Genomic DNA, 12,104 nt, shown 5'->3' on the forward strand with positions numbered 1-12,104 from the left:
CCTCCAGGTTGAGTATAACCCCCTGGGCCCCTGGGCCCAGGGGGCAGGCAGAAGGGCTTAGTGCTCGCTGGCGGCTCCGCTTCCCTTGGGCACCCGGATCTCGTCCACCAGCCTCTGGATCTCCTGGGGCGGGGGTTGCGTGGCCCGGGAGACCACGTAGGCCACCAGGATGTTGAGGAGCATGCCGATGGTGCCGATCCCTTCCGCCGTGATGCCAAAGACGAAGTTGGGCCAGCCCAGGTACTTGGTGCCCACGATGTAGCTGGCGGTGAAGACCAGGCCCACGATCATCCCCGCCACCGCCCCTTGCATGTTCATCCTCCGGTCAAAGATGCCTAGGAGGATGGCGGGGAAGAAGGTGCTCGCAGCAAGCCCAAAGGCGAAGGCCACGAGTTGGGCGATGAAGGCCGGCGGGTTGATGCCGAAGGGGGCGGCCAGGATCACCACCAGGGCGATGACCACCCGGGCGATGGTCAGCTTGGTGGCCTCGGAGGCGTTGGGGTTGAAGATTCGGGTGTAGAGGTCATGGGAGATGGCGCTACTCATCACGATCAGGAGGCCTGCGGCCGTGGAGAGGGCGGCGGCCATACCGCCCGCCGCCACCAGGCCCACGATGAAGGGGGCCAGCTTGGCCACCTCGGGGGTGGAGAGGACGATGATGTCCCGGTCAATGGTGACTTCGTTCACCTCCCTGTCGCCGCTCATCTGCAGGATGCCGTCCCCGTTCTTGTCCTCCAGCTTGAGGAGGCCCGTCTTCTCCCACTTGGCCACCCAGTCAATCTGGCGCACCTCCTCCAGGGGCTGGTTGGCCAGGGTGGTGAGGAGGTTGTACTTGGAGAAGACGGCCACGGCGGGGGCGGTGGTGTAGAGGAGGCCGATGAAGAGGAGGGCCCAGCCGGCGCTCCAGCGGGCGTCCGAGGCCTTGGGTACGGTGTAGAAGCGGATGATCACGTGGGGGAGGCCGGCGGTGCCCACCATGAGGGTCAGGGTGATGAGGAAGACGTTGAGGGCGGAGAGGTTCTGGAAGGGGGCCACGTACTCCCTAAAGCCCAGCTCCACCTGGAGCTCGCTCAGGCGCACGGCGAAGTCGCTGAAGGTGAAGGCGAGGGGGGGAAGGGGGTTGCCCGTGAGGAGGTTGGAAAGGGCGATGCCCATGATCAGGTAGGCGGAGATGAGCACGGTGTACTGGGCCACCTGGGTCCAGGTGATCCCCTTCATGCCGCCGATCACGGCGATGAAGGCGGTGACCAGGACGGCGACCCAGACCCCCGTGGCCACGTCCACCCCCAGGTAGCGGGAAAGCACGATGCCCACGCCCCTGAGCTGGGGAACCATGTACACGAAGGAGACGAAGAGGGCGCTGATGACGGCCACCACCCGGGCCAGGTTGGAGTAGTAGCGGTCCCCCACGAACTCGGGCACCGTGTACTTGCCGTACTTGCGCAGGTAGGGGGCGAGGAGGAGGGCCAGGAGGACGTACCCCCCGGTCCAGCCCATCAGGTAGACGGCCCCGTCGTAGCCTAGGAAGGCGATGAGGCCCGCCATGGAGATGAAGCTGGCCCCCGACATCCAGTCGGCGGCGGTGGCCGCCCCGTTGGCCACGGGGGCACGCCCCGGCCCGCCACGTAGAAGCCCGCCGTCTCCCGCACCCGGGCCCAGTAGCCGATGCCCAGGTAAAGGGCGAAGCTCAGGATCACGATGGTCCAAGTCCAGGCTTCAACGCTCATGCGCTACCCCCTTAGTCCTCAACCCCGTATTCCCGGTCCAGGGCCTGCATGCGGGTGGCGTAGATGAAAATCAGGACCACGAAGACCCAGATGGCCCCCTGTTGGGCGATCCAGAAGCCCAAGGGCGGCCCCCCGAAGGGCCGGATGCTGTTGAGGGCAGGGGCCAGCAGGATGCCAAGCCCGTAGGCCACCACCGCCCAGATCACCAGCAGGTTGCGGATCAGGGCCAGGTTCTTCTGCCAGTACTCCGCCAACTTGGCTCCGTCCATACGCTCCCTCCCTCGCCAAACCGGAAAGGCCCGTGGGATGCGTGGGTCTGGCCTTGCCCCGGTTTGGTGGCGGTCATCTTAGGGGCCCATGAGGGGGTTGTCAAGAAAGGGGGGTTTTTTCGCTATGCGCTAAAGGGGAGGTTTCCTCTACTCCTCGAGGGTGGAGAGGTCCCCGGGGTCCCTGCCCAGCTCCTGGGCTTTGAGCAGCCTTCGGAGGATCTTCCCCGAGCGGGTCTTGGGGAGCTTGTCCAGGAAGACCACCTCGCTGGGCGTGGCGATGGGGCCAAGCTCCCTCCGCACGTGCTGGAGGATGCTCTCCTTGAGCTCTTCCGAAGGAGCCTGGCCCAGGCGCAGGACCACGAAGGCCTTGATGGCCTCCCCCTTCACGGGGTCGGGCACGCCGATGGCCGCCGCCTCGGCCACGGCGGGATGGGAGACCAGAGCGCTTTCCACATCGGCGGTGCCGATGCGGTGCCCGGCCACGTTGAGGACGTCATCCGCCCGCCCTAGGACGCTGAAGTACCCCTCCTCGTCCTGGCTCGCCACGTCCCCGGCCACGTAGACCCCAGGGACCTCCCGCCAGTACTGGAGGTAGCGGTCGTGGTTGCCCCAGACGGTGCGCATCATGTGGGGGAAGGGGCGCCTGAGGACGAGAAGCCCCCCTTGCCCTGGGGGCACGGGCCTCCCCCCCTCGTCCACCACCCCCGCCTCCACCCCGGGGAGGGGCACCCCCGCATACCCGGGCTTGGCGGGGAGGGTGAGGGGGGTGCCCAGGGTGGGGCCTCCTAGCTCCGTCTGCCACCAGTTGTCGGCCACGAAGCCCCGCCGGCCCCCTTCGGCCAGGTGCTCGTAGGCCCAGCGCAGGGCCTCGGGGTTTAAGGGCTCCCCGGCCACGGCGAGGAGGCGCAAGGAGGAGAGGTCATATTTCTTCGGCCACTCAGGACCAAACTTCATGAACAGGCGCACCGCCGTGGGGGCGGTGAACATCACGTTCACCCGGTAGCGCTCCACCGCCTGCCAGAAGGCCCCGGGGTCGGGGTAGTCGGGGGCCCCTTCCCGGAGAACGCTGGTGACCCCTTCCAGGAGGGGGGCGTAGACCATGTAGGAGTGGCCCACGATCCAGCCGATGTCGCTGGTGGCGAAGAAGAGGTCGTCGTCCTTCACGTCAAAAAAGGTGCGCAGGTGGTAGGTGGTGCCCACCATATACCCCCCGTGCACGTGGACCACCCCCTTGGGCTTCCCCGTGGAGCCCGAGGTGTAGAGGATGAAGAGGGGGTGCTCCGCCTCCACCATCTCCGCCCGGGCCTCCGGCGGGTGGCCCCAGAGGAGCTCCTCAAAGTCGTGGTGCCCCGGGGGAAGCTCCGCCTTGCCCAGGCGCTGGAACCAGACCACCCTGAGGGGGAGGTCCCGGATGGCCTCCTCGGCGATGGAGCGGAGGTCCACCACCTTGCCCCGCCTAAAGCCCACGTCCCCGGCGATGAGGACCTTGGCCCCGGCGTCCAGGATGCGCTCCCTTAAGGCCCCCACTCCGAGGCCGGCGTAGACCACGCCGTGGATGGCCCCCAGGTAGGCCGTGGCCAGCATGGCCAGGACGCCCTCGAGGGTGAGGGGCATGTAGAGGACCACCCGGTCGCCCTTCCCCACCCCCAGGGCCCTTAGCCCCGTGGCCAGGCGGCGCACCCGGTCCAGGAGCTCCCCGTAGGTGAGCTTGGCCTCCTGGCCCTCCTCGGAGAGGTAGAGGAGGGCCACCTTGTTCCTGAGGCCCCTTTCCACGTTCCTCTCCAGGGCGTTGTAGGCGGCGTTGGTGGTCCCTCCCAGGAACCACCGGTGCTCGGGGAGGTTCCACTCCAAAACCCTCTCAAAGGGCCTTTCCCAGTAAAAGCGCTTCGCCCACCCCCCCCAGAAGCCCTCGGGGTCCTCCAGGCTCCTCTGGTACTCCCCCTGGAAGTCCTGGAGGTTCGCCGCCTTCCTAGCGTGCTCCGGGGCCCAGAGCCTCTCCTCGGTTCTAAGAATCTTTTCCACCGCCATACGCTTCCTCCAGCCCCGAGGTGTCCCCCGGGTCCATGCCCAAAAGCTCCGCCTTGAGGAGCCGCCTCAGGATCTTGCCGCTTCGGGTGCGGGGGAGGCTTTCCGCGAAGAGGACCTGCACCGGGCCCAAGGGCCCCAGGTGGCGGAAGAGGTGGGCCTTGAGCTTCTCCGCCAGGAGGGGCTTGAGCTCCTCCGGGAGGTCCTTGTTCCTCAGGACCACGAAGAGGGCCAGGCTTTCCCCCTCTTCGCCGGGGATGCCGATGGCGGCGGCCTCAGCCACCTGGGGGTGGGTGAGGAGGGCCGCCTCCACCTCGGCGGTGCCGAGCCTCGCCTCCCCCAGCTTGATGACCTCCTCGGTGCGGCCCAGGATGCGGAAGTACCCCTCCTCGTCCATGAGGGCGAGGTCCCCCGTCCAGTAAAGCCCGCCCCGCCAGGGGCTTTCCCCCCCAAGGAGGCCCACCATCTGGGCGGGGCCTGACCGGAGGAGGACCAGGTGGCCCTTCTCCCCTGGGGGGAGGACCCGGCCCTCCCCGTCCACCACCCGGGCCTCCACTCCGGGGAGGGGCACCCCCACGAAGCCCGGCTTGGCGGGCAGGGGGAGGGGGGTGGCCAGGGCCGGGGCCCCCAGTTCCGTCTGCCACCAGTTGTCCAGGGGCCAGGCCAGGTGCTCCTTGGCCCAGCGCCAGACCTCGGGGGCCAGGGCCTCCCCCACGCTCCCCACGAGCCTAAGCCCCGTGGGCCTGGCTTCCCCGTGGCGGCGGAGGGTCCTTAGGACGGTGGGGGAGGTGAGGAGGACCCCTACCCCCAGGCGGCCCAGGCGCTCGTAGAAGGCGCTCGGGCTCGGGTGGTCGGGCCGATCCTCGAGGAGGAGGCTCGTCCCCCCCAGGAGGAGGGGGGCGTAGAGGCCGAAGGAGTGGCCCACCACCCAGAAGAGGTCGGCGGTGGTGTGGAAGACCTCCCCCGGCTTCAGGTCTAAGAGGTAGCGGAGGGCCCAGGCCACGCCCACCATGTACCCCCCGTGGCCGTGGAGCACCCCCTTGGGGGTGCCGGTGGAGCCCGAGGTGTGGAGGAGGAAGAGGGGGTGGTCGGAGGGGACGGGGAGGGCCTCGAGGGGCCTGCCCTCCGTGGCCCTCTCCAGAAACTCCGTGGTGCCTCGGGTGTGCCAGAGGACGGGGAGGTCCAGGCCAGAGAGGGCCGCCTCCACCGTGGCCCTGGTGGGCATGAACCGGCCCCTCAGGTAGTACCCGTCGGCGGCGAGGAGGAGCCGGGCCTGGCCCTTCAGGAGGCGCTGGCGCAAGGCCTCGGGGCCTAGGCCCATGGGGAGGGCCGTGTGGACCGCTCCCAGGCGGGCGCAGGCTAACATGGCCGTGGCGGCCTCAAGGCCCGTGGGCAGGTAGAGGGCCACCCGGTCCCCTGGACCCACGCCTAGGCCCCTTAGGACCCCCGCCAGGCGGGCAGAGAGGTCCCAAAGCTCCCGGTAGGTCCACTTTCCCACCTCCCCCTCCCCGTCCAGGGTGAGGAGGGCCACCTGCTGGGCCTTTTCCGGGAGGTGGCGGTCCAGGGCATTTAGGGCGGCGTTGGTGAGGCCGCCTTGGAACCAGCGCCTCCTTTCCGGGTCGTAGGCCACTTCCCAGGGCTTTTCCCAGTAAAAGCCCCTGGCCCATGCCCCCCAGAAGCCCTCGGGGTCCTCGAGGCTCTGCCGGTAGAGGGTGGGGAAGTCCTGGAGGTTGGCCTTCTCCACGAGCCCCTTTGGGGGCTCCACCGCCTCGAGGGCGGGCCTCACCTCGGGGGGCGGGGGGAGGGAGGGAGGTTCAGGGGCGGGCAGGTGGGCGGAGACCCGGGCTACCTCGGCCAGCGCCCGGGCCAGGCGGCTGAAGGCGAAGGGGAAGCGCCGGGCGGGGACCACCACCCCTAAGGCCCCTAGGACCTCCCCCTTGGGGCCGAAGAGGGGGGCGGCCAGGGCGGAAAGCCCGGGGGCGTACTCCTCCATCTCCACCGCCAGGCCCGACTCCCGCACCCGCTGCAGTTCCTCCTCAAGGGCCTGGGGGTCGGTGAGGGTGTAGGGGGTCTTGGGGCGCAGGGGGGGAAGGGGCAGGACCCCGTGGGCCAGGAGGACCTTCCCCAGGGCCAAGGCGTGGGCCTCCTCGGGCAAGGCCTCCCCTAGGGGATGGGGCTGGCCCTGCCGTCCCCGGGTCTTGAGCCTTACCCCTTCCGGGGTGGGGAGGACCAGGTAGCAGCGCTCCCGGGTACACAGGTAGAGCTCCTCCAAGGCCTCCTCCAGGAAGCCCTGGGTCTGGGGTGGGGGCTTGGACCGGGCCAGGCGGTACCCCCCTTCCCCCCTGACGGCGAACCCTTCCTCCACTAGACTGTTGAGGAGGGCGTAGGCGGTGGAGAGGCTCTTGCCCAGGATCTGGGCCACCTCCTTGGCCTCCACCCCCTCGGGGTGCTCCGCCAGGTGGGCCAGGATGCGCAAGGCCGCCTGGACCGTAGAAAGCCCCCGCCTCTGCGCCATTTAGGTCCATCTTCCTCAGGTTCCGTTCCCCCTGTCAAGAAAGGGGGGGTTTGCGAAATGCCCAAAAACCCCCCTTTTCTTGACCTAGCCTTGGCTCCTGCCTATCCTCAAAGACAAAGGAGGGCCTATGGACCGGATCGAGGGTGTGCTCAAGGAGGAGCGGGTCTTCTATCCCAGCGAGGCTTTCCGAAGCCAGGCCCACGTGGGGAGCGAGGAGGAGTACCAAAGGCTCTACGAGGAAAGCCTGAGGGACCCCGAGGGCTTCTGGGGCCGGGTGGCCTCGGAGCTCCACTGGTTTACCCCCTGGCAGAAGGTCCTCGAGGGCGACCTGCCCCACCCCAAGTGGTTCGTGGGGGGGAAGACCAACCTCTCCTACAACGCCCTGGACCGCCATGTGGGCACCTGGCGCAAGAACAAGGCGGCCCTCATCTGGGAGGGGGAGCCGGGGGAGGAGAGGGTCCTCACCTACCACGACCTCTGGCGGGAGGTGCAGAGGTTCGCCAACGTCCTGAAGCGCCTTGGGGTGAAGAAGGGGGATAGGGTCACCATCTACCTGCCGATGATCCCCGAGGCGGCCATCGCCATGCTGGCCTCTGCCCGGATTGGGGCTGTCCACTCCGTGGTCTTCGGGGGCTTCTCCTCGGGGGCCTTGGCGGATCGCATCAAGGATGCGGAGGCCAAGGTCCTCATCACCGCCGACGGGGGTTACCGCCGTGGGAGCGTTGTCCCCCTTAAGGCGAACGCCGACGAGGCCTTGAGGGAAACCTCTAGCGTGGAGCACGTGGTGGTGGTGCGCCGCACCGGGGAGGAGGTGCCCATGACCCCGGGCCGGGACCACTGGTGGCACGAGCTCATGGAGACGGTCTCCGACCGCTCGGACCCCGAGCCCATGGAGGCGGAAGAACCCCTCTTCATCCTCTACACCTCGGGCTCCACGGGGAAGCCCAAGGGCGTCCTCCACACCCTGGGCGGCTACATGACCTACGTCTACCTCACCACCAAGCTGGTCTTTGACCTCAAGGACGAGGACGTCTACTGGTGCACCGCCGACGTGGGCTGGATCACCGGCCACTCCTACGTGGTCTACGGCCCCCTCCTCAACGGAGCCACCACCCTGATGTACGAGGGGGCCCCCAACTGGCCCGAGCCCGACCGCTTCTGGCAGATCGTTGACAAGTACGGGGTGACCATCCTCTACACCGCCCCCACCGCCATCCGGGCCTTCATGAGGTGGGGGGAGAGCTGGCCCCTGAAGCACCGCCTGGACACCCTCCGCCTCCTTGGCACCGTGGGCGAGCCCATCAACCCCGAGGCCTGGCTGTGGTTCTACCGGGTGATCGGCAAGGGCCGCTGCCCCATCGTGGACACCTGGTGGCAGACGGAGACCGGGGGCATCATGATCACCACCCTCCCCGGGGCCCACCCCATGAAGCCCGGGCATGCGGGCAAGCCCTTTTTCGGGGTGAGGCCGGAGATCCTGGACTCGGAGCACCGCCCCGTGGAGAACCCGGACGAGGGCGGCCACCTCTGCATCACCCGTCCCTGGCCCAGCGTGCTCCGCACCGTGTGGGGGGATCCAGAGCGCTTCCTCCAGCAGTACTTCAGCCAGCACCCCGGGGCCTACTTCACCGGGGACGGGGCCCGGCGGGACCAGGACGGCTACCACCTGATCCTGGGCCGGGTGGACGACGTCCTGAACGTGGCGGGCCACCGGCTTGGCACCATGGAGATCGAGTCCGCCCTGGTCTCCCACCCCGCCGTGGCCGAGGCGGCGGTGGTGGGGCGGCCTGACCCCCTGAAGGGGGAGGCCGTCGTGGCCTTCGTGACCCTGAAGGAGGGGTACGCGTCTTCGGAAGCCCTGCGGAACGAACTCAAGGCCCACGTGGCCAAGGTCATCGGCCCCATTGCCCGCCCCGACGAGGTGCGCTTCACCGACGCCCTCCCCAAGACCCGCTCGGGCAAGATCATGCGCCGGCTCCTCCGGCAGATCGCCGCCGGGGAGCAGGAGATCAAGGGGGATGTCTCCACCCTCGAGGACCGCTCCGTGGTGGAGCGGCTGAGGCAGGGCTCTTAGGCCCCAGGTATACCGGGACCCCCATCCTGGCCCAGGCCAGGATGGGGGGCTACTGGGCTGGGCTCTTGTGGACGTGGACCACCTTCCACCCCTCGGGAAAGCGCGCGGCCACCCGGCTTTCGTTCACCGCCTGGTGCCTCAGGCCTCCCTCCTCCTCCACGGTGAGGAGGAGGGTGTAGCTGAAGATGGCCACGTCCCCGTAGCGCTGCAGGCGCTTCTCCAGGAGGTCTATCCGGTAGGGGCGGCCCCGGGTGGCCCAGCGCCTTTCCGTCATGTAAAGGTGGAAGGGGAGGCCGTCCAGGCGGTGGGGGGTCACGAACCACTCGTAGAGGGAAAGCTCCTCGTGGGTGGTGGCCTTGTAGCCCTCAGGGTCCCCCTCGTAGATGCTCCGGAGGTGCCTCTCCAGGAATCCCCAAAGTTCCTCTTCCATGCTCACCTCCCGGGCTGGTACTCTCCCCATTCCTCCCTTAGGACCCCGCAGACCTCGCCTAGGGTGGCCCGGCGGCGGAAGGCCTCGAGGACATAGGGGAAGAGGTTCTCGCCCCCCCTCGCCGCCTGCCTGAGGTTCTCCAGGCCGATCCGCACGCTCTCCCCGTCCCGGTTCCCTTTGAACCTGGCGACCTCCCGCTTGCGCCTCTCGTGGAGCTCGGGGTCAATGCGCTGCACGGGCACGGGCTCATTGAGGGGGCTATTGGGGTCCTGGAAGCGGTTCACGCCCACGATGATCCTTTTCCCCTCCTCCACCTCCTTCTGGAACTGCCAGGCCGACTCCTCAATGGCCCGTTGGAAGTAGCCCGCCTCCACCGCCGCCACCGCCCCACCCAGGGCCTCTATCTCCTGGATCAGCCTTTCCGCCTCCTTCTCCAGGGCCTCGGTGAGGTGCTCCACGTAGAAGCTCCCCCCCAAGGGGTCAATGGCCCGGGTGACCCCGCTCTCGTGGGCCAGGATCTGCTGGGTCCTTAGGGCGAGAAGGGCGCTTTTTTCCGTGGGCAGGCCCAGGGCCTCGTCGTAGGCGTTGGTGTGGAGGCTTTGCGTCCCCCCGAGGACGGCGGCCAGGGCCTGGTAGGCGGTGCGCACCACGTTGTTCAAGGGTTCTTGGGCGGTGAGGGTGGACCCCCCGGTCTGGGTGTGAAAGCGCAGCATCCAGCTCCTCGGGTCCTTGGCCCCGAACTCCTCCCGCATGATGCGGGCCCAGAGCCTCCGGGCCGCCCGGAACTTGGCGGCCTCCTCGAGGATGTCGCCATGGGCGGCGAAGAAGAAGGAGAGCCTGGGGGCGAAGCGGTCCACGTCCAGGCCCCGTTCCAAGGCGGCCCGCACGTAGGCCTTGGCGTCCGCCAAGGTGAAGGCGATCTCCTGGGCGGCGGTGGAGCCCGCCTCGCGGATGTGGTAGCCGGAGATGCTAATCGTGTTCCACCTGGGGACCCGCTGGCTGCAGAACTCAAAGATGTCCGTGACCAGGCGCATGGAGGGGCCCGGGGGATAGATGTAGGTCCCCCGGGCGATGTACTCCTTGAGGATGTCGTTCTGGACCGTGCCCGAGACCTGGTCCCAGGAAACCCCCTGCTCCTCCGCCACCAGGAGGTAGAAGGCGAGGAGCATCATGGCGGGGGCGTTGATGGTCATGCTGGTGGAGACCCGGTCCAGGGGGATGCCCTGGAAGAGCCTCGCCATGTCCTCGAGGGTGGCGATGGAAACCCCCACCCGCCCCACCTCCCCCACGCTCATGGGGTGGTCGGGGTCCAGGCCCAGCTGGGTGGGGAGGTCAAAGGCCACGGAAAGCCCCGTCTGCCCTTGGGCCAGGAGGTACCGGTAGCGGGCGTTGGACTCCTCGGCGGTGGAGAAGCCCGCGTACTGCCGCATGGTCCAGGGCCTTTCCAGGTACATCCGGGGGTAGATGCCCCGGGTAAAGGGGTACTCCCCAGGGCGGCCCAACTTCTCCCCGTAGCCTTCGGGCAGGGACTCAAAGAGGCCTTCCATGCCTCTGTTTTACACGAGGCGGAGGAGGAAAAGGAAGGCGAAGAGGACCAAGAGGATGAGGAGGAGGGGAGGGAGGAGGAGGCTGTAGGCCGCCAGCACTAGGGCCAGGAAGTCCTTCCAGTCGGGCTTGGGCTCCTTCACCACCCCCAGTATAGCCCTTTGGCTTTCCCCTTTGATAGCATTAGGCCATGGCCCTCTCCAAGAACGCCCGCAAGGTGCTCAAGGTCCTGGCCCGCCGGGGGGCCTTAGAGGTCCTCTTCGCCTTGGGCCGGGGGCCCGCCCGCTTTTCCGACCTGCGGACCTTCCTCGTCCTCTCTCCCCGCACCCTGGCGGAGCGGCTCAGGGAGTACCACCTCCTGGGCTTCGTAGAGCGGCGGGCCTTCCCCGAGGTGCCCCCCCGGGTAGAATACACCTTGACCCCGCGGGGCAAGCGGGTCCTGGATTTTTTGCGCGTGTTGGAGGATGCCTTGGATTCCGAGGAGGTCAAGCGGTGAGGGCGAGAGCCATCGTGGTGACATCGGGCAAGGGGGGGGTGGGGAAGACCACCACCACCGCCAACCTGGGCGCAGCCCTGGCCAAGCTGGGGGAGAAGGTGGCGGTTGTTGACGTGGACGTGGGCCTCCGGAACCTGGACGTGGTCATGGGCCTCGAGGGCCGGGTGGTCTTTGACCTCATCGACGTCCTGGAGGGCCGGGCCAAGCCCCGCCAGGCCCTCATCCGGGACAAGCGGGTGGAGAACCTCTACCTCCTCCCCGCCTCCCAGACCAAGGACAAGGAGGCCTTGGACCCAGCGCGCTTTAAGGAGCTAGTCCAGTATCTCCTTTCGGAAGAGGGGTTTGACCGGGTTCTTATAGACTCCCCTGCTGGCATAGAGAAGGGTTTCCAGACGGCGGCCACCCCGGCGGAGGGGGCCTTGGTGGTGGTGAACCCCGAGGTCAGCAGCGTCCGGGATGCCGACCGCATCATCGGCCTCCTGGAGGCCCGGGAGATCCGGGAGAACTCCCTCGTCATCAACCGCATAAGGCCCAAGATGGTCTCCCGGGGCGACATGCTTTCCGTGGAGGACGTGGTGGAGATCCTGGGCCTCAGGCCCATCGGCATCATCCCCGAGGACGAGCAGGTCCTCATCTCCACCAACCAGGGGGAGCCCTTGGTGCTCAAGGGCAATAGCCCCGCCGCCTTGGCCTACCTGGACACCGCCCGCCGCCTCCGGGGGGAGGAGGTGCCCTTCAGGAACCTGGAAGAGGCCTCGGGGCTTCTTGGGGCGTTGCGCAAGCTCTTCGGGGGGCGCTGATGTGGTGGCGCAAGAGGAGCAAGGAGAAGGCGAAGGAGCGCCTGAAGCTGGTCCTGGCCTACGACCGGGCCAGGCTCTCCCCCGGGATGGTGGAGAGCCTCAAGCGGGACCTCCTGGAGGTCCTGCGCCGCTACTTCCCCGCCCAGGAGGAGGGCCTCTCCGTGGCCCTGGAGGAGCGGGGGGAGAGGATGGTGCTCGTCGCCGACATCCCCTTGAGGTGAGC

The 12,104-nt window shown here is 68.2% G+C and carries 10 protein-coding genes and 1 pseudogene; 4 read left to right on the forward strand and 7 right to left on the reverse strand.

From position 1 onward, the window contains the following. Positions 1 to 57: 57 nt before the first annotated feature. The 4 genes and pseudogenes from ATI37_RS11295 to ATI37_RS11310 form a co-directional block, all read right to left on the reverse strand. A pseudogene (locus ATI37_RS11295) lies at positions 58 to 1,727 on the reverse strand (sodium:solute symporter family protein). Between the two features lie 11 nt (positions 1,728 to 1,738). Further along, a complete protein-coding gene (locus tag ATI37_RS11300; RefSeq protein WP_117238433.1) occupies positions 1,739 to 1,996 on the reverse strand; it encodes a DUF4212 domain-containing protein in 258 nt (85 codons plus the stop codon). Between the two features lie 147 nt (positions 1,997 to 2,143). After that, on the reverse strand, positions 2,144 to 4,024 hold the full coding sequence (locus ATI37_RS11305) for an acetate--CoA ligase (protein WP_117238434.1): 1,881 nt from the start codon (positions 4,022 to 4,024) through the stop codon (positions 2,144 to 2,146). Continuing rightward, complete coding sequence (locus ATI37_RS11310; protein WP_117238435.1) at positions 4,002 to 6,536, reverse strand: AMP-binding protein; 2,535 nt, start codon at positions 6,534 to 6,536, stop codon at positions 4,002 to 4,004. The genes ATI37_RS11305 and ATI37_RS11310 overlap by 23 nt, the downstream gene beginning before the upstream one ends. Positions 6,537 to 6,663: 127 nt before the next feature. Between ATI37_RS11310 and acs the strand changes: the two genes are divergently transcribed. After that, the gene (gene acs / locus ATI37_RS11315) at positions 6,664 to 8,610 is read left to right on the forward strand and encodes an acetate--CoA ligase (RefSeq protein WP_117238436.1); all 1,947 of its coding nucleotides are present in this window, start codon (positions 6,664 to 6,666) and stop codon (positions 8,608 to 8,610) included. Between the two features lie 49 nt (positions 8,611 to 8,659). Here the strand turns inward: acs and ATI37_RS11320 are convergent, their stop codons facing one another. The 3 genes from ATI37_RS11320 to ATI37_RS12535 are packed head-to-tail and all read right to left on the reverse strand — an operon-like array spanning position 8,660 to position 10,728. Further along, positions 8,660 to 9,040 (reverse strand): nuclear transport factor 2 family protein, encoded by a 381-nt coding sequence (locus tag ATI37_RS11320; protein ID WP_408646672.1) that lies wholly within the window; start codon positions 9,038 to 9,040, stop codon positions 8,660 to 8,662. 2 nt (positions 9,041 to 9,042) lie between these two features. Beyond that, positions 9,043 to 10,587 carry an acyl-CoA mutase large subunit family protein gene (locus ATI37_RS11325; RefSeq protein WP_117238438.1) on the reverse strand — a complete coding sequence of 515 codons (1,545 nt, stop codon included), beginning with the start codon at positions 10,585 to 10,587 and terminating at the stop codon, positions 9,043 to 9,045. A gap of 9 nt (positions 10,588 to 10,596) precedes the next feature. Then, a complete protein-coding gene (locus ATI37_RS12535) occupies positions 10,597 to 10,728 on the reverse strand; it encodes a hypothetical protein (RefSeq protein ID WP_269801887.1) in 132 nt (43 codons plus the stop codon). Between the two features lie 47 nt (positions 10,729 to 10,775). Between ATI37_RS12535 and ATI37_RS11330 the strand changes: the two genes are divergently transcribed. Genes ATI37_RS11330 through minE form a run of 3 tightly spaced genes read left to right on the forward strand, consistent with a single transcriptional unit; the run spans position 10,776 to position 12,102 of the window. Next, on the forward strand, positions 10,776 to 11,081 hold the full coding sequence (locus tag ATI37_RS11330; protein ID WP_117238439.1) for a winged helix-turn-helix transcriptional regulator: 306 nt from the start codon (positions 10,776 to 10,778) through the stop codon (positions 11,079 to 11,081). Continuing rightward, the gene (gene minD / locus ATI37_RS11335) at positions 11,078 to 11,881 is read left to right on the forward strand and encodes a septum site-determining protein MinD (RefSeq protein WP_117238440.1); all 804 of its coding nucleotides are present in this window, start codon (positions 11,078 to 11,080) and stop codon (positions 11,879 to 11,881) included. Before ATI37_RS11330 ends, minD begins: the two co-directional genes overlap by 4 nt. Continuing rightward, positions 11,881 to 12,102 (forward strand): cell division topological specificity factor MinE, encoded by a 222-nt coding sequence (minE, locus tag ATI37_RS11340; RefSeq protein ID WP_117238441.1) that lies wholly within the window; start codon positions 11,881 to 11,883, stop codon positions 12,100 to 12,102. The genes minD and minE overlap by 1 nt, the downstream gene beginning before the upstream one ends. The last annotated feature ends 2 nt before the right edge of the window (positions 12,103 to 12,104 follow it).

This window comes from Thermus sediminis (assembly GCF_003426945.1).
Classification (GTDB): domain Bacteria; phylum Deinococcota; class Deinococci; order Deinococcales; family Thermaceae; genus Thermus; species Thermus sediminis.

Bases quoted from the DNA above. Each gene is read 5' to 3' on its own strand.
- ATI37_RS11300 (WP_117238433.1), bottom strand. From the start codon at position 1,996: ATGGACGGAGCCAAGTTGGCGGAGTACTGGCAGAAGAACCTGGCCCTG.
- ATI37_RS11305 (WP_117238434.1), bottom strand. From the start codon at position 4,024: ATGGCGGTGGAAAAGATTCTTAGAACCGAGGAGAGGCTCTGGGCCCCG.
- ATI37_RS11310 (WP_117238435.1), bottom strand. From the start codon at position 6,536: ATGGCGCAGAGGCGGGGGCTTTCTACGGTCCAGGCGGCCTTGCGCATC.
- acs (WP_117238436.1), top strand. From the start codon at position 6,664: ATGGACCGGATCGAGGGTGTGCTCAAGGAGGAGCGGGTCTTCTATCCC.
- ATI37_RS11320 (WP_408646672.1), bottom strand. From the start codon at position 9,040: ATGGAAGAGGAACTTTGGGGATTCCTGGAGAGGCACCTCCGGAGCATC.
- ATI37_RS11325 (WP_117238438.1), bottom strand. From the start codon at position 10,587: ATGGAAGGCCTCTTTGAGTCCCTGCCCGAAGGCTACGGGGAGAAGTTG.
- ATI37_RS11330 (WP_117238439.1), top strand. From the start codon at position 10,776: ATGGCCCTCTCCAAGAACGCCCGCAAGGTGCTCAAGGTCCTGGCCCGC.
- minE (WP_117238441.1), top strand. From the start codon at position 11,881: ATGTGGTGGCGCAAGAGGAGCAAGGAGAAGGCGAAGGAGCGCCTGAAG.